At 37.5% G+C, this 19,729-nt stretch carries 25 protein-coding genes; 12 read left to right on the top strand and 13 right to left on the bottom strand.

What is annotated here, in order from left to right; all coding sequences use genetic code 11:
- Positions 1-3 precede the first annotated feature (3 nt).
- Both cydX and Aba26S_RS01175 read left to right on the top strand, forming a co-directional pair.
- Positions 4-105, top strand: a complete 102-nt coding sequence (gene cydX, locus Aba26S_RS01180; protein ID WP_000270276.1) for a cytochrome bd-I oxidase subunit CydX — start codon at positions 4-6, stop codon at positions 103-105.
- Between the two features lie 4 nt (positions 106-109).
- Complete coding sequence (locus Aba26S_RS01175; protein ID WP_005241811.1) at positions 110-406, top strand: cyd operon YbgE family protein; 297 nt, start codon at positions 110-112, stop codon at positions 404-406.
- 102 nt (positions 407-508) lie between these two features.
- On the opposite strand, the gene Aba26S_RS01170 is transcribed toward Aba26S_RS01175, so the two are convergent.
- From Aba26S_RS01170 to Aba26S_RS01135, 8 genes are all read right to left on the bottom strand, one after another.
- Positions 509-1,345 (bottom strand): LemA family protein, encoded by an 837-nt coding sequence (locus Aba26S_RS01170; protein ID WP_005241814.1) that lies wholly within the window; start codon positions 1,343-1,345, stop codon positions 509-511.
- 1,037 nt (positions 1,346-2,382) lie between these two features.
- Positions 2,383-3,048 (bottom strand): DUF2057 family protein, encoded by a 666-nt coding sequence (locus tag Aba26S_RS01165; RefSeq protein ID WP_005241818.1) that lies wholly within the window; start codon positions 3,046-3,048, stop codon positions 2,383-2,385.
- 304 nt (positions 3,049-3,352) lie between these two features.
- Positions 3,353-3,937, bottom strand: a complete 585-nt coding sequence (locus tag Aba26S_RS01160; RefSeq protein WP_005241820.1) for a lysozyme — start codon at positions 3,935-3,937, stop codon at positions 3,353-3,355.
- A gap of 229 nt (positions 3,938-4,166) precedes the next feature.
- Positions 4,167-4,625: a hypothetical protein gene (locus Aba26S_RS01155; RefSeq protein WP_005241822.1), complete on the bottom strand. Its 459-nt coding sequence runs from the start codon at positions 4,623-4,625 to the stop codon at positions 4,167-4,169.
- Positions 4,626-4,917: 292 nt separating this feature from the next.
- Positions 4,918-5,514, bottom strand: a complete 597-nt coding sequence (locus Aba26S_RS01150) for a nitroreductase family protein (protein WP_005241824.1) — start codon at positions 5,512-5,514, stop codon at positions 4,918-4,920.
- Between the two features lie 181 nt (positions 5,515-5,695).
- The gene (gene ftsY, locus Aba26S_RS01145) at positions 5,696-6,802 is read right to left on the bottom strand and encodes a signal recognition particle-docking protein FtsY (protein ID WP_043969795.1); all 1,107 of its coding nucleotides are present in this window, start codon (positions 6,800-6,802) and stop codon (positions 5,696-5,698) included.
- A gap of 118 nt (positions 6,803-6,920) precedes the next feature.
- Complete coding sequence (locus Aba26S_RS01140) at positions 6,921-7,250, bottom strand: hypothetical protein (RefSeq protein ID WP_005241828.1); 330 nt, start codon at positions 7,248-7,250, stop codon at positions 6,921-6,923.
- Positions 7,251-7,360: 110 nt separating this feature from the next.
- Positions 7,361-7,720: a hypothetical protein gene (locus tag Aba26S_RS01135; RefSeq protein WP_005241830.1), complete on the bottom strand. Its 360-nt coding sequence runs from the start codon at positions 7,718-7,720 to the stop codon at positions 7,361-7,363.
- 226 nt (positions 7,721-7,946) lie between these two features.
- Here Aba26S_RS01135 and Aba26S_RS01130 point away from each other — a divergent pair, with 226 nt between their 5' ends.
- The 3 genes from Aba26S_RS01130 to Aba26S_RS01120 all read left to right on the top strand — a co-directional run bounded on the left by Aba26S_RS01130 (position 7,947) and on the right by Aba26S_RS01120 (position 9,548).
- Positions 7,947-8,180 carry a hypothetical protein gene (locus Aba26S_RS01130; protein ID WP_004653777.1) on the top strand — a complete coding sequence of 78 codons (234 nt, stop codon included), beginning with the start codon at positions 7,947-7,949 and terminating at the stop codon, positions 8,178-8,180.
- Positions 8,181-8,600: 420 nt separating this feature from the next.
- Positions 8,601-8,978, top strand: coding sequence for a DUF2750 domain-containing protein (locus Aba26S_RS01125; RefSeq protein WP_005241831.1), 378 nt, complete (start codon positions 8,601-8,603; stop codon positions 8,976-8,978).
- Between the two features lie 138 nt (positions 8,979-9,116).
- Positions 9,117-9,548: a CBS domain-containing protein gene (locus tag Aba26S_RS01120; protein ID WP_004772457.1), complete on the top strand. Its 432-nt coding sequence runs from the start codon at positions 9,117-9,119 to the stop codon at positions 9,546-9,548.
- Positions 9,549-9,610: 62 nt separating this feature from the next.
- Here Aba26S_RS01120 and Aba26S_RS01115 read toward each other — a convergent pair whose 3' ends face one another.
- Positions 9,611-10,825, bottom strand: a complete 1,215-nt coding sequence (locus Aba26S_RS01115) for an aspartate aminotransferase family protein (RefSeq protein WP_043969794.1) — start codon at positions 10,823-10,825, stop codon at positions 9,611-9,613.
- Between the two features lie 163 nt (positions 10,826-10,988).
- Here Aba26S_RS01115 and grxD point away from each other — a divergent pair, with 163 nt between their 5' ends.
- A complete protein-coding gene (grxD, locus tag Aba26S_RS01110; protein ID WP_004639270.1) occupies positions 10,989-11,330 on the top strand; it encodes a Grx4 family monothiol glutaredoxin in 342 nt (113 codons plus the stop codon).
- A gap of 51 nt (positions 11,331-11,381) precedes the next feature.
- Here the strand turns inward: grxD and Aba26S_RS01105 are convergent, their stop codons facing one another.
- Complete coding sequence (locus Aba26S_RS01105) at positions 11,382-11,705, bottom strand: hypothetical protein (protein ID WP_043969793.1); 324 nt, start codon at positions 11,703-11,705, stop codon at positions 11,382-11,384.
- Between the two features lie 79 nt (positions 11,706-11,784).
- Here Aba26S_RS01105 and Aba26S_RS01100 point away from each other — a divergent pair, with 79 nt between their 5' ends.
- Both Aba26S_RS01100 and Aba26S_RS01095 read left to right on the top strand, forming a co-directional pair.
- Positions 11,785-12,213, top strand: coding sequence for an HD domain-containing protein (locus Aba26S_RS01100; RefSeq protein WP_043969792.1), 429 nt, complete (start codon positions 11,785-11,787; stop codon positions 12,211-12,213).
- A 55-nt stretch (positions 12,214-12,268) separates the two neighbouring features.
- A complete protein-coding gene (locus Aba26S_RS01095; protein WP_005241840.1) occupies positions 12,269-13,189 on the top strand; it encodes a LysR family transcriptional regulator in 921 nt (306 codons plus the stop codon).
- Between the two features lie 29 nt (positions 13,190-13,218).
- Here the strand turns inward: Aba26S_RS01095 and map are convergent, their stop codons facing one another.
- Positions 13,219-14,013 carry a type I methionyl aminopeptidase gene (gene map, locus Aba26S_RS01090; RefSeq protein WP_005241842.1) on the bottom strand — a complete coding sequence of 265 codons (795 nt, stop codon included), beginning with the start codon at positions 14,011-14,013 and terminating at the stop codon, positions 13,219-13,221.
- A gap of 358 nt (positions 14,014-14,371) precedes the next feature.
- On the opposite strand from map, the gene brnQ reads away from it, so the two are divergent.
- Both brnQ and Aba26S_RS01080 read left to right on the top strand, forming a co-directional pair.
- Entirely contained in the window at positions 14,372-15,673 is a 1,302-nt protein-coding gene (gene brnQ / locus Aba26S_RS01085; RefSeq protein ID WP_005241844.1) for a branched-chain amino acid transport system II carrier protein, read from the top strand.
- A 401-nt stretch (positions 15,674-16,074) separates the two neighbouring features.
- Positions 16,075-16,335 (top strand): hypothetical protein, encoded by a 261-nt coding sequence (locus Aba26S_RS01080; protein ID WP_005241846.1) that lies wholly within the window; start codon positions 16,075-16,077, stop codon positions 16,333-16,335.
- Between the two features lie 11 nt (positions 16,336-16,346).
- Here the strand turns inward: Aba26S_RS01080 and Aba26S_RS01075 are convergent, their stop codons facing one another.
- On the bottom strand, positions 16,347-16,802 hold the full coding sequence (locus Aba26S_RS01075) for a hypothetical protein (protein ID WP_043969791.1): 456 nt from the start codon (positions 16,800-16,802) through the stop codon (positions 16,347-16,349).
- A 135-nt stretch (positions 16,803-16,937) separates the two neighbouring features.
- Here Aba26S_RS01075 and Aba26S_RS01070 point away from each other — a divergent pair, with 135 nt between their 5' ends.
- A complete protein-coding gene (locus Aba26S_RS01070; RefSeq protein WP_005241848.1) occupies positions 16,938-17,795 on the top strand; it encodes an alpha/beta fold hydrolase in 858 nt (285 codons plus the stop codon).
- Positions 17,796-18,490: 695 nt separating this feature from the next.
- Entirely contained in the window at positions 18,491-18,955 is a 465-nt protein-coding gene (locus tag Aba26S_RS01065; RefSeq protein WP_005241849.1) for a MarR family winged helix-turn-helix transcriptional regulator, read from the top strand.
- 54 nt (positions 18,956-19,009) lie between these two features.
- Here Aba26S_RS01065 and Aba26S_RS01060 read toward each other — a convergent pair whose 3' ends face one another.
- Positions 19,010-19,675, bottom strand: coding sequence for an SOS response-associated peptidase family protein (locus Aba26S_RS01060; RefSeq protein WP_043969790.1), 666 nt, complete (start codon positions 19,673-19,675; stop codon positions 19,010-19,012).
- Positions 19,676-19,729 lie beyond the last annotated feature (54 nt).

The raw sequence follows: 19,729 nt of genomic DNA, 5'->3' as shown, positions 1-19,729 counted from the left end.
AACATGTGGTATTTTGCATGGATTCTAGGCATTTTGATGGCGTGCTTTGCAGGTGTACTCAGTGCACTGTATATCGAACACCATCAAAATTTAGATGAGGAATAATAAAATGGCTGAAGCAATGACAACACCGAAGAATAGTAAAGCGCAAGTATTTGCAATGACCGTTTCGTTTTTGTTGGCATTGCCCCTTGCTGCTATTTTACTGATACACCCATCCCTGATGTTGGATGCAAACGGACATTACAATCATAGCTTGCTCATGTTGGTAATGATTGGAATTTCTGGTGGCTTCGTGCATGGCGTTGGGTTTATACCCAGATTCTGGTTATGGAAATGGTTATTTAGTCCCTACATCGCCTGGCCTTTAATGCTGTTAGGGTATTTTATTTGGGTCGGCAACTAAATCCCTCCTCACCATAAAAAAGCTGCTGGTTGATCTGGCAGCTTTTTTATTTAGTGTAGTTTAGAATAAAGCCAAACTAAATTTGATCGATCTTGAAATAATTTAATCTACTTTACTCGATGGTTGAATCTCATCACCACTTTCACGCTGGTCAATTTGAGCTTGTACAGTTTGCTCGGTAACTATTGTATCGCTAACTTCTTCTTCAGTATTTTGTTCTAACTGATTCGGCTTATCAATCATTTGCTGATACTTAGATACGGCACTCTCTTTTAAATTCTGGACTTGCTCACTCTCGAGGATGCGCTTACTGGTATCTAACGCTTTATTAGCAAGTGTTTTGGAACCATCAAGCAAACTAGTTTTCGCAGAACCCAAAAGTGCTGTTAAATGCTCAGCACTATCGGTATGAAAATCTTTTAGAATGTGTTGTTCCGTATTTTCAACTGAAAAATCCAAATAGGGTGCTTCAGAAAATTTAAGTGCATTCGCAATAAAAACGGTGGGGATGGAACCACGTTTGGTATTATATTCTCGAACATAATGATTGAATGTTTCACGTTGATGTCCAATTTCATCCTCAACAGCCTTTATACTCTGCATTAGACTCTGGTATTGTTCATTTGCTTTAAGATCAGGATAACGCTGAACCAAACCTTGAATTCCCATCAAAGCTACTTGTGACTCACGCTGCCCAGAAACAATTTCATTTGCTTTAGTTACATCTTTAGAAATAGTCAGATGTAAAAGTTGCTCGCCATCTTGATAATTTTTAACTACATCAATTAATTGATTAATCAGATTCACTTTTTTTTGCAACGATACAGAAATATTAGACAGACTGGATTTAATAAACTCTGCTTTTGCTTGCAAAGTATTATACGCTTTGAGCAGCAGATACATCACAATCAAAAAAATGAAAAATATAATCCAAAACATATCACCCTCAAATCATTTTCTCATTATTTAGAAGCTTGGAATAGCTTCCGTCAATTGAATCAATATTTTAAATATTTATAAGTATGTTAAATGAAGCCAGATCATAAAACCATCTGATACATTCGTACAGCATAGAGCCAGTTCCATTTCAAAAAAACTCAAACAACAAACTTAAACTATTGAATTAATATACTTTACTAACCGAATCTGGCATCAAAAAAAATTAAAACCAAGACTATTTAAAATCAAAATTCATGAAAAAAAGTCCTATAATGTAAAATAAAATCCAACTTAATATTTATATTTGATAATATTTTATATAACAGGTTTATCAAATCTGATAAGCGTTTTCATTTTAAATCTATAATTAAAAACATAGTACCAACTGCAATAGCAATATGGTCCAAGCTTGACTAAAAATGAGCCTGACCAAGATTCGAGTCTTTCTTATAAAATTTTACTTTAAAACCCGCCTCATAGCAGTATCTCAATACTGTATCAGACATCTTATAGCTAAAATTACGATAATTTTGACATAAGAAAATAAAATAAGACATGAGAGATAGTGCTATGGCAAAAGCAATCTCAGCAAAAGAAGTTAAGTCCGTGGGCAAGATACTTGCTTTCATCGTTTAATAGTTAAGATAACAGCATTAATCATTATCTCGATTGATTGATGCTATCATGTCATACCATTGCAATTACAAAGTCATCATAATGTAGTTATCTATAGCTACTACTCTGTATTTTTTACCTATATTTCATACATTTTATCATTGGTGAGCAAAAGCCCTACCACAACTTTTATCGGCAATTACCACGATTTTATTTCTGATTCCCCTGACCTCAGCACTTGCTTATTTATTCCCAAGCCAAGAGCTTTGGTTTCCAACTAACATTTTTGTTCGAATCTACTTCACCGCTTTGGTGTTTATACGTTTTACTAACAGTACAAAGATCGAACATACTAGGCTTGTACTCACCACCAAACAATAAAAAAGCCGATGATGACATCGGCTTTTTTATCATATTATAAATTAGTTCGTTTGACCTGCGAGCCAAGCCATAAACTTTTGACGTTCAGCTTTAGACGCTTTTTGCCATAATTCAGCTAGCTGTTGATCAGTGGTTTTTCCTGCTTCTGTAGCAGTGCTAGTTACTGCTACAGGTACGGCAGCTTGTGCTGCATAAACAGGTGCTGGTTGATTTATAGTATTGTTTTTGTTCTTTTGTGTCAGGTCTAAGGTACGACTTAACAAATTATTCCCAGAGAACCACGGTTGTGCTTCATTGTTTGCACCTGTTTGTTGAACAACAAGCTTTTTATTTTGATCATATAAAGCAACCGTCGGTTGATCTGCATATTTTTTTGCAGCTTCAAAGCTTTTTGGCGCATTTACAAGCCCTAAACTATACGACTGGTTATCTTTTAAGTTGGAAGCTTGCAGGGTTACCACACCAGATTTAAGGATGTCATGTTCACCACTCAAGTGCTCAAAGTATTCACGATAGCGCACATTAACGGTTAAATCACCTGGATCAACCTGATAGGTACTCTTCTTTGAAGGAATCAAACCATTATTTACTTCTTGACCATTTACAGCAAGAATCACGATTTCTTCAGGTGCAGTGATTGTAACTGCTGAAAAAACTGAACTACTTAATAATAAACCGACAGCAGCAACACCAACTCTTAAAGACATTAGACTCTTCTCGATATAAACATTTTTATGAAATCGTATGCACTATGCAACGCGATTGTGACCATTTTATGACAATATTTTTAATTATAACAAAAACAATATTTTACAATTGATTGATGTAGAACTGGTGTTTTGGCAATTCTCTACAATGATAAAACCTTTATGTTATAAATCCTTTTATCGTCAATTTCTTTTGGTAATTTACTATGAAACACCACAGGCCACAACCGCTCGAATCTAAACCTTAAACGACTTTTCTTATGCTAATATCATAAAAAAGAAAATGCAGGTTTCTACACTCAAGCTACTTTTTTAAAAATAGTGCCCGCTCTGTTTCACGGCGCCGAACCAAACCTCTTAACATTTTACCTCCGCCACGGTTCCAGACAAGGAACTGATCGGCTGCTCCGTCATAGTCCTCTGCATTGAGCTTTTTAAGCAGTGTAGAGCGCTTAAATGCGCTTTGACCAATATTATATGTCAGTGATATCAAGGCATCGAATTGATTTTGATTAATTACGACGTTAACAGCTTGATTGACTATTGCCTCGAAGCGCCTCAAGTCTTGTTGAAAAAAGGACTTGGCCTGCTCCACTGTGCAACGATCTCCCCGTTTCACTCTAAGACCATTTGGGTAAATTGTCGTACCAAAACCAATTGTCCAGACGCCTACACCATCGTCATAAGCATTTAGTTTTAAATCTTCAAAGCTTGTAATCAGATTTATACCGACACTACTGGTCAATTTTTCCGAATCAGTAGCTACACCAATACTCTCAACAACATCATAAGCAGTTGCCACATCAAAAGATGGATTCGTTGTACTGGCCTTCTTCCGCGTTGATTGATTGCCCGTTAACGTTTTCAAGAAATCTAATATTGCTTTCATCTATCACTCCCGCTTCTCCCTTATATCACTTTTGCCCTTTAATGTGTTGGATGATACTCAAGGCTGTCTTAACTTCTTGTCGATGAATCAAGCATAGTCTGATTGGACGAATATCTATTTAATAACACGCCAACCAAACAGTTAATCTAAATTGTGTCATCATAAAAAACCCACCGAATGGGTGGGTATATTTTTCAAATATTCATCTGCAAAACAATATCCAATCTGCTCACTCCCCAATCGGGATTGATAGTCTAAGTTGATTGCTTCTCTGCTCTGAAGGAAACGAAGGTTGCTGCAGAATTTTTTGTTGATAGTCCTGTTCTGAAATTACACCTTTATTTCGTGCTTTTTGCATTAAGTTAAACTGCTGCTCCTGACCATACGCATTCAAAGCATCAAAATGTCGATGTTCCAAAAGGTATTGGGATTTGTCATGAGGACTCATATTCGAAGTATTGGCTTGAATTTCATGTTGTTTTTCTAAGTTGTAATGGCGTTGATTGATACGGTCTTGTTCTTGTTGTTTGAATGACTCAAAGAAATCAAAACGATCGCCACTCTTCTCATATTGAGGCTCTTCTTTTTTCAGAATTAAAAAAGATTGAGGCTTCTTAAACAAATCATCGGCACTATATGCAGAACCACAAACTAAGCTACTTATCAGGAGAATTAATATTTTTTTCACAATATACACTCAATACAAAACAAACAAAGACAAGTGTATATTTTATAATTTATGCACAAAAAATTCAAATTTAATGTTACAAAACAAAATCTTATGATAATTTCACTTAATCATAACCTATACTTTCCAGCGATGAAGACCGACTCTATTCTAGCACCTCATTTTATTCTGTTTATTCTTCTATAGCATGAAAGCAGACTATTTATTCTGGAGCTTATAAAGCTTCGGGGAATCATTTTATTGCAATAAAAAAAGAGCACTAAAAGTGCCCTTTCTTGATACTCGTTTAAACTTAGTTAAAAGTTTTAAAGCGAGCCGTATCATCCATATAGGTTTTTTCGCCTGCTGCTGCTTCGATAGAACCAAATACAAGCTGAGCACGTAATTTCCAGTTTGCAGGAATCTCAAAAGTTTCAGCAACTTCTTCATCGATAATTGGGTTGTAGTGCTGTAAAGATGCACCCACACCAATTTCAGATAAAGCCGTCCAAGTCGCGAACTGAGCAATCGCACTTGAGTGTTCAGACCAAACCGGGAAGTTATCTGCATACAATGCAAATTGCTCTTGCAGACCTTTTACAACATCTTGATCTTCATAAAATAATGCGGTACCAAAACCTGCTGCAAAACTATCAATTTTTGCACTTGTATTCGCAAACGCTTCTGCTGGTATCATTTTACGTAAAGTTTCACGTACGATTTCCCAAAATTTAACGTGTGAGTTCCCATACAAAGTTACAACACGTGAAGTTTGTGAATTAAATGATGATGGGCTATGTTTAACAGCCTCACGAATCGTTTCTTCAACCTTTTCTTGGTCAACCGTAAGGTTTTTACCAATGGCATAAATAGTACGGCGTGATTTGATGCTATTTAAAAAATTGCTCATGTTGTTATTTCTACCTTGTGCCCTTAGGGCGTTATCTTGGATTGAATGTAGTGTATAACGATGTATTTTTTAGGAACAGCCTAAAAAATATGACAGATCGTTTTATTTTTGAAACAGTCTTATTCTTTATTCAAAATAAAAAAAACTCCACATCTGGTGGAGTTTTTTTATCATAATTTAATTACTTATCAGTTTCAAATAATGCTGCAACAAATGATTTTGCCGAGAAAGGACGCAAATCATCAATCTTCTCACCCACACCAATATAACGAATTGGTACATGTGTACGGCTTGCAATATTAAATAGCACACCACCTTTTGCTGTACCATCAAGCTTGGTAATGGTAATACCCGTTAAACCTACGGCTTCATCAAAAAGTTGTACTTGGTTAATTGCGTTCTGCCCTGTACCCGCATCAACAATCAACATAATTTCGTGTGGTGCAGTCGCATCAATCTTTTGCATTACACGTTTTACTTTTTTCAGCTCTTCCATCAAATTCGCTTTATTCTGTAAACGCCCTGCTGTATCGGCAATCAAGACATCAATCCCTTTAGCACGTGCACTTTCAAATGCATCAAAAATAACTGAAGCACTATCGGCGCCATGGCCTTGAGCAACAACTGGGATATCATTACGCTCACCCCAAATTTGTAACTGCTCAGTAGCTGCTGCACGGAATGTATCACCCGCAGCCAACATCACTTTCTTACCTTCACCTTGTAAACGCTTCGCCAGTTTACCAATGGTTGTGGTTTTACCTACACCATTTACACCAACCATTAAAATTACATAAGGCGATTTATTCGGATCAATATGCAATGGCTTAACGCGTGGCGCAAGCAAGGCCACCAACTCTTCTTGCAGTGCTTTATACAAGGCATGTGAATAAATCAAATCACCACGCGCTGTTCGTTCAGTCAAATTCGCAATAATTGTTTTGGTTGCATCAACCCCAATATCTGCGACCAGTAACTGCTCTTCAACTTCTTCTAACAGTTCATCGTCAATCTCTTTACCACCGATCAAAATGTTGACCATGCCATCCGTAAAACTACGACGGGTTTTAGTCAGACCATCTTTCATACGACCAAAAAAGCCTGTTGATTTGACTTCTTCCTCAACAGCAGCGGTCAAAGTAGCTGGTATTGGTGTTTCTACAACCTTTTGTACTTCAGGCTCAATAATGGGAACATCGACTGCAGGTAAACTCGGCAATGTGACATCATCATCACCGATGTCCTCATTGATCAAGAATTTATTTTGCATATTCGATTGCTGTTGCATGTCGATTCCTTGAGATTAAAGCGGCTTTTAAAAAGATGGTCAGTCTAGCATAAATTGATTTGGTTTTCCCGATCAGGACAACCCATTCATTTATTGATAGAAATGAGTCGTTTAAAACTCATTCATCTTCTTTTGCCATTGCTGGGTATTGCTTAATCCGTTTCGATTCAAATTGATATGCATTTAAAAGCTTTAAGTAGTCAAGGCGGCGGATGGAAGCATGGCTAAGTACCTCTTGAGCCAAATGCTGCGTTCTTGGATGACTTGCTTGATGTGCATACTGAAGAATTTTTTGATATTGCAATGTATTGATTGGGCGCAGTAAGGCGTTATACGCGAGTATAAAAATAGACAAAATAATAAGACTAACCAAAACATTATAGAATTGGTCTAATTTGAATCCTAATCTGGATTGCATCAGTTTATGCTTAGAAAGTATAGACAACATAACTTACCTCGAATTAGAGGTAGTGTATGTCTCTGATTCACTTAGAACAAGTACAACGTTCAATAAGTCACAATTCCACAACTTATTGAACGCACATAACTTTACTGCAATTAACTAATTAATGAGCGTACAAAGGAAAAATACAGAATAAAAGCAATGATGACCAGAGTAATAAAAATAGCAAACATACCCACACCACTTTCAGCATCGGCAGGATGCAAATCATCATCATCCGCAATATTTTTCAGTTCTCCATCATAAATCATATAGAACCTATCTTTTTGTTCTGGACTTAAATGGCTGGCAAAATCATAGACACGTTTACGCTGAGCCAAGCAATAATCACCCAAGTGAATTTCTTGATGAAAAATCGCTTCATCAAGTAATTTACGGTGATGATGCGCTAAAGCAATAATTTGGCTCTCCAATGGTGGAACATCCACAGTTACGCCATCAATGACATTTGACATGTTATTCTCCTTTTCTATTATTCTCACTTTGATTTTACTTAAAATTATTTGTGGTTAATGTTTAATCGTGTAAGCTTTTATTTACGCAAAGATGCTTAATATATTTGACATTTCCAGCAATTTGTCATATTACTTTAATAATTCAAAGTTAAAGTAGCTTAAATTCAAAGTAGAGTATCTTTGAATAGAATGTGCGGTAATCATAATTAAAATAAGGAGTTATTATATGATTCAACAATTTACACATCATGAACTAGAACATGTTTATGCCAACGCGGTTAACACCATTCAATCGCAAAAAAACTTCCAAGATGCAGTAAAAGAGCTAGAGGAAGTTGCTAAAGCAGGCCACGGTAAAGCGGCGTTATTTTTAGCAGAATTGTATTACCAAGGCTTCCGAGTTGAAAGAGATTCCTTGAAGGCACAGTATTGGCAGAAGATGGCAACCTTGCAAGCATAATCAAACGTCACTTAGGTGGCGTTTTTTAATACCTGTATAAACCCTATTAACCTCATTCTTCCCTATTGTCTAACTTGCGCTTCGTCAAAGCTTGGTCGCTTTGTCTTGCTCAGGTGGCGTTTTTTAATACCTACATCCCTCCTATTAACACTATTCTCCCTATTGCTTGACTTGCACTGCATCAAAGCTCAGTCGCTTTGCCTTGCTCAGCTGACGTTTTGAATACTTAAAAATTCATACAAGTATTATCCCAATAAATACTGCGTGCTTAGTTCGTCTTGGGCTGCATCAAATTTTTATTCAATCGCCCTGAGCATGGACTCACAATATTTGCTTACGATTTAGATCAATTGTTTAAACATAACTGCCATCTATATTTCTTATAATAAACCATAAGTTTAAGAATATTAGTTCAATAAAATGTACCGTTTTAACCATTTCCAACCTGTCTCACGTGAGTTGATGATTAAAATTTCAATTCTAAAAACAATGATGTATTGCGGCGTGCTTTGGGGTTTATACCATCAAGGATGGGCGATTAAATCTGATCAAGACGGTCACGTATTTCCATTTTGGCTCAACGGCGTACAAGCTCATCGCTATGCCAAAGCACATTGGAAGCATTACACACCACGCAAAATCACGCCTAAAGATTTTCATGAATCATTACTTCCGACCTTAACACGTTTACAGGTCGAGCCAGCCTTATTTAACTCTTCACATCGAAAATTTAAACTTTCAACCCAGCAAATGCAGCATTTCTTCTTTATGCCACAGCAAACTGCGGTGACGGTTTAGTTATTTATGTCATCTCAATGATGACTTTTTAGACATCCATGAGAAAAAGTTATCATTGGAAAGAAATTAGGGCTTTGCAATTAAAAAAAATACCGTTAAGTTAAATGAAAATGACAATACAACACAGGTGGATAAACAATGACAATCGTTGCTCAAGTCATCAAGAATAAAGCAGTACAATCAATTTTCACCATTTCACCGAATGCGACTGTACTTGAAGCAATTAAGATTATGGCAGACAAAGGAGTTGGTGCTTTAGTCGTTGCTGAAGACGAAAAAGTCGTCGGCATTTTCTCTGAACGTGACTATACACGTAAAATTGCCTTGATGGAGCGCTCTTCAAACAACACGCCTGTGGCTGACATTATGACGTCAAAAGTAATCTCGGTGAGTTTAAACCACACGGTAGAAGAATGCCTTAATCTCATGACTGATCGCCATTTGCGTCATTTACCTGTACTCGATCAAGAGAAACTTGTCGGTTTTATCTCCATTGGTGATTTGGTTAAAGCTGCGATGGATGACCAACGTATTCTGATTGAACAACTTCAGCAATATATCTCTGGTTAAACATTTATCTGAATATAAAAAAAGGGCAAATAGATTGCCCTTTTTTATTAGCAGTTATTTAGTTAAGCTTTGAGAAAATTTTGAATGGCAGGCACAAGGCGTTTTAGCAATTCATCTGCTTGTACTTGAGTCATATTCAATGGTGGTAATAAACGAACCACTGAACCTGCGGTGACATTGACGATCAATTGATACTCATCACGTGCAATCGCAACCAGGTCCGCACAGTCTTTTGGCAATTGAATCCCGATCATCATCCCAAAACCACGTACTTGCACATTGTAATCAGCCAATTGAGCTCTTAATTGATCAACAATATAAGCCCCAACGGTTGCTGCATTTTCAACTACATTCTCTTTCTCAAGCGTATCCAGTACGGTATATACCACACGTGAACCTAAAACAGTTCCGCCATAGGTCGAACCATGACTACCCGCACCAAGCAAACCAACAGCTTTACCTTGAGTCATCACCGCACCAATTGGAAAACCATTGCCTAAGCCTTTGGCTGTCGTCATTACATCAGGAATAATACTGGTATGTTGATATGCAAAGTATTTACCGGTACGCCCATTACCAGTCTGGATCTCATCCAGCATCATCAACCAGTTATGCTGGTTACATAGAGCACGCACTTCTTCCAGATAACTAAAACCTTGTGGCGCTGTATTGACGCCCCCTTCACCTTGAATGGGTTCAATCAGGATCGCAACAATCTCAGGATGATTGATGGCAGCTTCTTGAATTGCTTCGACATCACCAAATGGCACACGAATAAAGCCTTCAACCAAAGGGGCAAAACCTTCCTGAACTTTTTTATTGCCTGTTGCAGACAAAGTTGCCAAAGTACGGCCATGAAATGACTGCTCAGCAACTAAAATTTTAGGATTGGCAATGCCTTGTTGTGCCCCAAACTTACGTGCAATTTTAATTGCACCTTCATTTGATTCTGCACCACTATTTGAGAAGAAAATTTCTTCCATACCTGAAACTTCAGCCAATTTTTGCGCTGCTGCCGTTTGCCAAGGAATCTCAAAGAGATTGCTGGTATGCACCAATGTCGCAGCCTGCTCAGCAATCGCATCCGCGATTACCGGATGTGCATGTCCTAAGCCGCATACCGCAATTCCAGTAAGTGCATCTAAATATTCCGTTCCATCGGCCGTATATAAATATGCCCCTCGCCCTCGTACAAAGCTGATCGCTTGGCGACCATAAGTTGCCATAAGGTGTGATGGTTGATCAGGTTGTACAGGAGCCAGAGTGATATTAGTCATAACAAACTCAATCTATCAGTAGTCGTGTGGAAAAAAGTTATATAAGCAAAAACTTGCATAGATTGAAAGTGTAAAGTCACATTTATATAAGAAAAATCTTTTGCAATCCTCCGCCACGCTTTTTTTTAGGTATAATGCTGGGAGATTAGTAGAGGATCTATCTATGACGGAACAAGCGCGTGATACAGTAGCGTTAATTCGTGATCAAATTGCGAAACACCCTGTTTTACTTTACATGAAAGGCACTCCACAATTCCCGCAATGTGGTTTTTCTGCTCGTGCAGTAGAAGCACTTAGCCAAATTGGTCGTCCATTTGCCTATGTAAATATTTTGGAAAATCAAGATATTCGTGCGACTTTACCACAAATTGCCAACTGGCCTACTTTCCCACAATTATGGATTAATGGCGAGTTAATTGGTGGTAGCGACATCATGCTTGAAATGTTCCAAAATGGCGAGTTAAAGCCATTAGTTGAACAGTACAGTCCTGCTCCTGAAGCATAAGCTGTAAAGTAAAAAGCCAATCAAATGATTGGCTTTTTTATTGGATTCATTTTAGTGCTGACTAAAACCGACATAGCGAAACATCCCTTCTACGCCCAAATCTGCTTTATAAATCTGTAAATCTGGATAATTCACCTGTGTCACACTGGCAAAAATATTCATGTTTGGATCTTCATGAATTTCATCGACAGATTGTGGTAAAACTTCTTCGAAGCGATCTGCAATAAACTCAAAGCCCAAGTCCATCGCCATAAACAAAGTATGCTCACACGGTTGAATATATTGCTCCTGATTCCAGTCTAAAACGGCATGTTGGCAATAAGGACATACAATGTTTTGGGTCGCATCGGCAATAGTGATGAGTTGATATGACATAATGATAAAACGTAAAAAATTTCAATCAGTTTAAAAGAATATCATGCACTAATCTATCTTCTATCGGAGGATTTAGCTGATGGCAACCCTAGAACAAGCCATTGCATTCGCAGCACAACAACATGCGGGGCAAGTCGATAAAGCCAATGCGCCTTATATTCTACATCCCTTAAGGGTGATGCTGAATGTTCCCGACCTTGAGCACAAAATTGTCGCTGTTTTGCATGATGTCTTGGAAGATACCGATACAAGCACTGGAGATTTATATGCTTTAGGATTTCAAACGCATATTGTTGAAGCTATTGTTGCCTTGACTAAGAAGCAAGGTGAATCTCGACTACAGGCTGTACAAAGAACAGTACAAAACCCGATTGCACGTGTTGTGAAATTAGCTGATATCACAGACAATATGGACTTGTCTCGAATTCCAGAGCCGACGCGCAAAGACTTTGAGCGTTTAAACGAATATAAACAAGTTCGAGATATCCTATTGGCCCAAAATGTTTAATAATCTCATTGATACTCATTTAACTTGATCACAAAAAGCTGGAGCTTATAGCGTAATGCTAACGGATTTAGATGACTTTTATTGCTTTGCGCTTGTTGTAGAACACGGTGGCTTCAGTGCCGCAGAACGTGCGACGGACATCCCTAAATCTAAACTCAGCCGCAGAGTTTATAATCTTGAAGAACAACTCGGTGTGCGTCTAATTCAACGCAGTTCACGTCATTTTGCTGTGACTGACATTGGTATGGATGTCTATCGCCATGCACAAGTCATGATGAATGCAGCGCAAGCAGCACATGATGTGGTGAACCATCTCAGTAGCCAGCCACGTGGCGTAATCAAAGTGAGTGTGCCTGTAGATATTGCACAGAATCAAATGGCTAAAATCCTACCCGCCTTCATGAAAAAGTATCCTGAAGTTCGTATACAAATGATGATCAGCAATCGCCGGGTCGATGTGATCAATGAAGGGATTGATTTGGCTCTACGTGTCCGCTCCAAGCTGGATGATGATCCAAATCTGGTGCTACGCCAATTCGAAGCGATTGAACAGCGATTGTTTGCAAGTCAGGCCTATCTAAATGAATTTGGTAATATTAGTACACCAGAACAATTAGCGGAACACCGCATTATCAGTATGGCTGAAGATCATCTCGATCAACAATTCCTGCTTACAGGACCAGAGCATCAACAGAAAAAGATCAAAGTAAATCCAGTCATTATGGGTTCAAATCTATTAATGCTGGCAGAACTAGCGACCCAGAATTGTGGTGTTGCCTTATTACCCGACAGTATTGCCCAAGATTTTGTCAAGTCAGGACAACTTGTAACCGTTTTACCAGAATGGACTGCGCCTCACGGTATTTTCCATGCTGTTTATCCATCACGACGTGGTTTGTTACCAGCGGTACGTGTTTTTATTGACTATCTTGTTGAAGAACTCACACAATGTTCAACTAAAAAAAAGCGCGATTAAAAAATCGCGTTTTAAATCATGAAACAAGCTTAAACTGCGGCATAAGATCCTGTACCATTTGGCCACGGGGTCAATAATTCAAAACCATCATCGGTGACTGCAACCATATGCTCCCATTGGGCTGACCATGACTTATCTAGTGTCACCACAGTCCAGCCATCCTTCAACTCTTTTACATATCTTTTTCCTGCATTTACCATTGGTTCAATCGTAAACACCATGCCTTTTTTCAAGACCATACCTTGGCCTTTTTGCCCATAGTGTAAAATATTAGGTTGCTCATGATAAATACGGCCAATTCCATGCCCACAGTATTCACGAACAATGCTATAACCTTGGGCTTGTGCAACTGATTGAATTGCATAGCCTATATCCCCCAATGTCGCGCCTGGTTTTACTGCATGTATTCCAGCTAACATTGCATCATACGTCGTTTCAACCAGTTTCTTCGCCTCTGGGCTCGGTTCACCCACAAAATACATGCGGCTGGTATCACCAAAATAACCATCTTTAATAACCGCAACATCGATATTTAGAATATCCCCTTCTTGCAAGATCTTTTTCGCAGAAGGAATCGCATGGCAAACTTCTTCATTGACCGAAATACATGTGGTTTTGGTAAAACCGTGGTATCCCACATTGGCAGGAATAACCTGCAAGGTATTCACAATAAAATCATTGCAGATATCATCTAAATATTCAGTTGAAATGCCCGGCTTGATATAAGCGCCAATCATTTCCAACACTTGTGCCGCTAAACGACCCGAAATTCTTAACTTTTCCAGATCATGTTCAGTCTTAATGGTCACAGTAGAAGCTCTCATTCGAGATATCCCTTATTTACGGATTAGATTAAAATCACACGCAGAAAAATATATATGTGGTCTGCATCAAGTATTTCAATATTTGTACGCCTTCGCCTTCAAATCTTCAATCATTTTAAGACTAAATGATCATTTTTATTTCATCTTGAATTTCGATCTGAACCAAAGAAAAAAATACAGATGCTGCACATTTACCAAGTTTTAAAAACTTTTCAATACATTAGCTTTACCAATGCTAATTATATGATTTTCATAATTTCTTTTTAGTCAAAAAACAAACAGTTTTCACATAAAATTAGTTTCAAAAGAATGTATTTTTGTTTTAAAATTCGCACTTTTATTTTATGCCTCCCTTGTTATGAATCAACTTCGTACAGGAGATATCATTGCTTTAGGTTTTATGACCTTTGCGTTATTCATTGGCGCAGGCAATATTATCTTTCCTCCAATCGTTGCTCAGCAGGCTGGCGAACATGTTTGGCTTGCTGCTTTCGGTTTCTTAATCACTGCAGTTGGTTTGCCTGTGATTACGATTATGGCCTTATCTCGCATGAAAGGTTCGATCGAAATCATTAGCTCTCCTTTAGGACGCTTTTTTAGCTTACTCCTGACTATTGTTTGCTATTTATCTGTAGGGCCACTATTTGCAACCCCACGTACCGCAACCGTTTCTTATGAAATAGGTTTCGCACCTTATTTTGGTACATCTGGCAGTAGTCTCTTTATCTATAGTATTGTTTATTTTGCTTTTGTGACCGCAGTTTCACTGTATCCAAACAAACTACTCGATACTGTTGGTCATGTACTGGCACCACTAAAAATTATTGCACTTGCAATTTTAGGTATCGCTGCATTTGCCATTCCAACAGGCATGATTTCACCTGCTGTAAATAATTATGTGAGCAGCCCAGTATCTGAAGGTTTTGTGAGTGGTTATTTAACCATGGACACTTTAGGTGCTTTGGTATTCGGTATTGTGATTATTCAAGCGATTCAATCTCGTGGAGTCACAGATACTAAACTCATTACCAAATATGCAATTATCGCGAGTTTGATCGCTGGTGTAGGACTAACTCTAGTCTATATTAGTTTGTTCAAACTTGGCCTAGGCAGTCATGAAGTCGCTCCAAACGCAGCCAATGGTGCAATCATTCTACATGCCTATGTTCAGCATGCTTTTGGTGATTACGGTTCATATTTCCTAACTTGCCTAATCTTCCTTGCATGTATGGTCACTGCAATTGGCTTAACCTGTGCATGTGCTGAATATTTCAATGAGTTAACAGGTTTATCTTATAAATTGCTGGTTTTCATCCTGACTGGTTTTTCATTATTGATTTCCAATTTAGGTTTAACCAAGTTGATTGCGTTTTCGGTTCCGGTTTTAAGTGCCATTTATCCGCCTGCAATTGTTGTCATTATGCTGAGCTTTTTCTGGAAACGCTGGAATAATCCATCCATTGTTGTTGGTTCAGTGACGGCTATTGCCTTTCTATTCGGTATTATTGAAGCGATTAAAGCAGCCGGCTTTACTCAACAATTACCGACTTTTATTCAGCATTTACCTTTGAATGAACAAAATCTTGCATGGTTACTTCCATCAATTATTGTTCTTGTGATTGCAATTTTGATTGATCGGGTATCGTCGTCTAAGAAATAAAATGATTTGTCGTTAAAATGATGTTTTACCCAAACATGATTTTAGCTATACGAAAAATGTTCTTTTATCCAATGTTCATTTTTTGTTTACGACAAATCTTTCTTTTCAAACAACAAAATCACTCCGTCCCAGTCAAATCAGGCATTGGAAACCAACCATTCCTATTCAATAAACTTATTCAATCGTTTTTCAAAATGTAAAAATAATAGCCATTATTTAACTAAAAAATAGTATAAATCACTATAAAAAATACTTTAAATCTATATAAATCAATACATTCAAAAATTTATTTTCAAAATACCCCTTGTCCCTATTGAAATGCTCAGAAAATAGCAGTACAACTTAAAAAAGAATTCAGACAAAAACACATGGTTTTGTCGTCACAACAAGGAGGGATGGAGATGTTATCAATACATTTCAACAAGCAAGTCTTCATTAACACTCTGAAGGCTAATGATTCAATCGTATATGCAACAACAACACTTGCCTTAATGGTTACGTTGTTATTTCAAGGCACAATTAAAGGTAATTTAAAACCTGAATATTTTGCATATGCATTGGTTGTATCGCTGGCCTTTTGTATGTGGGCGATTGTTGATCGAAAGTTTCGACAGCTAAGTGTAGCTCGACAGAAAAATACTTTAGGAAAAATGGATGAGTAATCATCCATTTTTTAATTCCAGAATCGGCCAATTGTACCCAATAACAAAATTGTCGTAGCGCCCAGCTCGACAACAATTAAACTGAGCATCATCAACGTCATACACCATGCAGGTAAAGTCCAACGCCCAACCTGATGCGGCTGTTTAAATTGATTGGTTGTATCCTTTAATAAGCCGTGCAAAATGTAAATTAAAATCGACATTGTAAAAAAGAATAAATTCGCAACAACGCAAAACAAAACCAGTGAATCTGATAGCACCGTAAAGAAGCTTAATGCAGCGAGAATCAAACTGGCAGAGGCATAAAGCAAACTACTCCGATGTGCAATATCAACATAATAATGTGCCCGAGCAAGTTCCGTATGTCTGATTTGATAATACTTCCAAACCCCAGTTGACATCCCCATCAACAAAAAAATCCCACTAAATATAATTGCAAGTTGTGTCGCACTATTTAAAACCAACATATATTTCCCCGAAAACAATCTATTCCTTTTGTGCGTTTATATTACATAAAATTTGACTTTTAAGTCATTTTTTAAACGAGTTTCTTTTTGGAACTTGTGTAAAGTAGAACGATGCGAATACACGAGTATGTTTTAATGAATCGCTCTGAGTCTTTTTGGATCAATTGTCAAGATAACTATCAACTTGCTGCCCAGTTTTATCCTGCACAAGGCAATAGCAAGCCATACCCTATCTTGATTTGTCCAGCAACAGGGATTACCAAAAATTTCTATCACGCTTTTGCCGACTGGCTTAGCCAGCAAGGCTATGATGTTTTAAGCTTTGATTTTAGGGGGATTGGCGAATCGTTGCACGGTGCCCTTAAGAATTCCAATGCCAGCATTAGCGATTGGGGGATCTATGATATTCCAGCTGCCATCGAAACCTTATTAAATCGTAGCCAAGCTGAAAAAGTCATCATGATTGGCCACAGTGCAGGTGGACAGTTGCTCGGTATTACCCCCAACTACAATAAAGTTGCTAAAGTCTTGGCAATTGCAGGTTCAACAGGGCATGTCAAAGGTTTAAAAGGAAAGACTAAAATTCTTGCACCCGTGATGTTTAATATTATTTTTCCAATTTCCAGCTTTTTCAAAGGCTATGGCGCAACTCAATTTATTGGGATGGGAGAAAATCTGCCCAAGAATGTTGCCAGACAGTGGGCCGAGTTTTGCAGCAAACCTGGTTATGTGATGAATGCGATTGGTAAGACCATTTTTGAAGACTATCACCAACAAATTCAATGCCCAATCACCTCTTTCTGGGCAAGCGATGACGAAATTGCTACACAGGAAAATGTGCAAGATCTTTTACGTTTATATCCAAATGCCCCAACCAAATTGATTGAATTGAATCCACAACAGCATGGTTATAAGCATATTGGGCACATGCTAATGTTTAAAAAATCCCATCAAAAATTATGGCCACTCATAGAAAGTGAATTGCGTATTTAAACATACGTATTCTCTCTGATTGTTGATACTTTACGCATCTCAACCTGTAATCCTGTTCAGATGCGCCTTTTTTATCTTAAATATCCCATCAGCTTAGCATTTTGTTTTTCACTCGTATTCATTAACTACAATCATCACGTTCCATCACTGTTAGCTCAAACGAGCTGATTCCAGTGGATTTCAAGCAATCAATGATAAAATTTCATCAGAAAAATGTGATAAAGAATGTATTTATTCAACTTTTTTAATTTTTTGATATGTTATATTTTAACCAATTGATTAATACAAGCATTTGTATTCTCTATTTTTTAAGCATTATTTATTTTTTAAATATATTGATTTTCTATATTTATGACATTTTAGACAGAAATTATTATAAAAATGTCACGTCAAAAATCGTATTTTTTTTCTACAATATGATTATTCTACAGATGAGCAAGATTTAAAAACTTGAGCATAATCTGCAAAGGAATGACGACTGGATAGTACATCATTAATAGCTGATTTATGTGAATTTTATGATGACTTATTCATTTAGAATTAAGATAATTCCAGCATTATCTTTAGATAAAAGTGTTAAAAAATGGAATGCTAAAAAAATCTGGAAATTGATTTTTTTAACAGGAAAGTTAGAGACATTTCATGGAATCTAGGAGCAGCAAAATATTGCTCCTTGTGCAAGCAGGAAATAAGTGATGCCAAAAAAATATGCGCGTTTTTTACCTACAGCCGATTCATTTAACCTAGAAGACTTCCCTTTTTACTGGATTTCTCAAGTAAATGCTCAATACGTCCAAAACATTGACAACGTACTTAAAAAATATGGTCTAGACAATTCTCGTCGTCGTATTTTAATCGCCTTACATGTCAAACCACATGCAAGTGTGTCAGAGCTTTCAGACATGGTTATTTCAAAAATGTCTACTACCACCAAAATCGTTTATCGCCTTAAAGATGAAGGCTATATCGATACCTATTCATGTAAAGAAGATGGCCGTATAACACGTGTTTTTCTCACAGAAAAAGGCCAAGAGATGATCACAAAAATCAATGATCTTACCGCCATCATCTTAGAGCAATCTTTTGATGGTCTTACGCCTTTGCAAATTGAAAAGACGATGGAAATTCTGCGTCATATGTTTAAGAATCTTGCGCGTTAATAAGCAGAGATAAAAAAGGCTTCAACATTGAAGCCTTTGTCTTTATTGTCAAAATTACAAGTCAAACATATTGAGTTGTGGGGTTATTTTTTCGAGCCTTGCTTTCGGTACATGCGAACATTCAAATTCCTCTACGGGAAAACCATTCATAAACCCATAGAGTTGATGGGGTTGCTTCAGGCTTAACCACTCACCCAAGCGTTGATGTGGAATAACCACCACGGATCGCTTCACATTACCCGGTTCATGGAAATCTTTCATCATCGGGTGGTCTATCGCATCCATAGTCAGCATGGTCGCTGAACGAATAGTGTGTTCATTCAATTTACGAATCTCATAAAGTGCTGCAATATAAAACGCCTGCCCATCTTTACGGCGTACACCCCAGCGTTGTGGTTTATTATCGATATACTTACTTTCATAGAACTCTGAAACAGGAATCACGCCAAACTTGCATTTAGATGCTGCTTCAAGAAAACTGGGTTTCTGAAAGATAGTTTCATGTCTTGCATTATAAGTATGTTTAGAAATATTGGTATCTTCTGACCACTTCGGTACTAAACCAAATAATACTTCGCGCCACTCTAGCCCCTGCTCCGATTTAAACAGCAAAGGTGTTTTATAGCTTGGGTAAACCTCATCCACATATTCAAACGGAATCAAAGGCAATTTTAGCTGTTTGGCTTGTTCAACCGTCAAAGGTTTATAGTTAGCACACATAAGCAGATCAGTACGTATCTCTAAAAAATAAAGTTAAAAAAAGGAGGCATCACC

It is taken from the genome of Acinetobacter sp. NBRC 110496, assembly GCF_000876115.1.
In the GTDB taxonomy this organism is placed as follows: Bacteria; Pseudomonadota; Gammaproteobacteria; order Pseudomonadales; family Moraxellaceae; genus Acinetobacter.
The sequence above is the reverse complement of the archived record's forward strand: the minus strand, read 5'-3'. Positions and strand labels throughout refer to the sequence as shown.

What these genes read in the sequence shown, in the direction of transcription:
- cydX (WP_000270276.1), top strand. Translation starts at nt 4, where the DNA reads ATGTGGTATTTTGCATGGATTCTAGGCATTTTGATGGCGTGCTTTGCA.
- Aba26S_RS01175 (WP_005241811.1), top strand. Translation starts at nt 110, where the DNA reads ATGGCTGAAGCAATGACAACACCGAAGAATAGTAAAGCGCAAGTATTT.
- Aba26S_RS01170 (WP_005241814.1), bottom strand. Translation starts at nt 1,345, where the DNA reads ATGTTTTGGATTATATTTTTCATTTTTTTGATTGTGATGTATCTGCTG.
- Aba26S_RS01165 (WP_005241818.1), bottom strand. Translation starts at nt 3,048, where the DNA reads ATGTCTTTAAGAGTTGGTGTTGCTGCTGTCGGTTTATTATTAAGTAGT.
- Aba26S_RS01160 (WP_005241820.1), bottom strand. Translation starts at nt 3,937, where the DNA reads ATGAAAGCAATATTAGATTTCTTGAAAACGTTAACGGGCAATCAATCA.
- Aba26S_RS01150 (WP_005241824.1), bottom strand. Translation starts at nt 5,514, where the DNA reads ATGAGCAATTTTTTAAATAGCATCAAATCACGCCGTACTATTTATGCC.
- ftsY (WP_043969795.1), bottom strand. Translation starts at nt 6,802, where the DNA reads ATGCAACAGCAATCGAATATGCAAAATAAATTCTTGATCAATGAGGAC.
- Aba26S_RS01140 (WP_005241828.1), bottom strand. Translation starts at nt 7,250, where the DNA reads ATGTTGTCTATACTTTCTAAGCATAAACTGATGCAATCCAGATTAGGA.
- Aba26S_RS01135 (WP_005241830.1), bottom strand. Translation starts at nt 7,720, where the DNA reads ATGTCAAATGTCATTGATGGCGTAACTGTGGATGTTCCACCATTGGAG.
- Aba26S_RS01130 (WP_004653777.1), top strand. Translation starts at nt 7,947, where the DNA reads ATGATTCAACAATTTACACATCATGAACTAGAACATGTTTATGCCAAC.
- Aba26S_RS01125 (WP_005241831.1), top strand. Translation starts at nt 8,601, where the DNA reads ATGTACCGTTTTAACCATTTCCAACCTGTCTCACGTGAGTTGATGATT.
- Aba26S_RS01120 (WP_004772457.1), top strand. Translation starts at nt 9,117, where the DNA reads ATGACAATCGTTGCTCAAGTCATCAAGAATAAAGCAGTACAATCAATT.
- Aba26S_RS01115 (WP_043969794.1), bottom strand. Translation starts at nt 10,825, where the DNA reads ATGACTAATATCACTCTGGCTCCTGTACAACCTGATCAACCATCACAC.
- grxD (WP_004639270.1), top strand. Translation starts at nt 10,989, where the DNA reads ATGACGGAACAAGCGCGTGATACAGTAGCGTTAATTCGTGATCAAATT.
- Aba26S_RS01105 (WP_043969793.1), bottom strand. Translation starts at nt 11,705, where the DNA reads ATGTCATATCAACTCATCACTATTGCCGATGCGACCCAAAACATTGTA.
- Aba26S_RS01100 (WP_043969792.1), top strand. Translation starts at nt 11,785, where the DNA reads ATGGCAACCCTAGAACAAGCCATTGCATTCGCAGCACAACAACATGCG.
- Aba26S_RS01095 (WP_005241840.1), top strand. Translation starts at nt 12,269, where the DNA reads ATGCTAACGGATTTAGATGACTTTTATTGCTTTGCGCTTGTTGTAGAA.
- map (WP_005241842.1), bottom strand. Translation starts at nt 14,013, where the DNA reads ATGAGAGCTTCTACTGTGACCATTAAGACTGAACATGATCTGGAAAAG.
- brnQ (WP_005241844.1), top strand. Translation starts at nt 14,372, where the DNA reads ATGAATCAACTTCGTACAGGAGATATCATTGCTTTAGGTTTTATGACC.
- Aba26S_RS01080 (WP_005241846.1), top strand. Translation starts at nt 16,075, where the DNA reads ATGTTATCAATACATTTCAACAAGCAAGTCTTCATTAACACTCTGAAG.
- Aba26S_RS01075 (WP_043969791.1), bottom strand. Translation starts at nt 16,802, where the DNA reads ATGTTGGTTTTAAATAGTGCGACACAACTTGCAATTATATTTAGTGGG.
- Aba26S_RS01070 (WP_005241848.1), top strand. Translation starts at nt 16,938, where the DNA reads ATGAATCGCTCTGAGTCTTTTTGGATCAATTGTCAAGATAACTATCAA.
- Aba26S_RS01065 (WP_005241849.1), top strand. Translation starts at nt 18,491, where the DNA reads ATGCCAAAAAAATATGCGCGTTTTTTACCTACAGCCGATTCATTTAAC.
- Aba26S_RS01060 (WP_043969790.1), bottom strand. Translation starts at nt 19,675, where the DNA reads ATGTGTGCTAACTATAAACCTTTGACGGTTGAACAAGCCAAACAGCTA.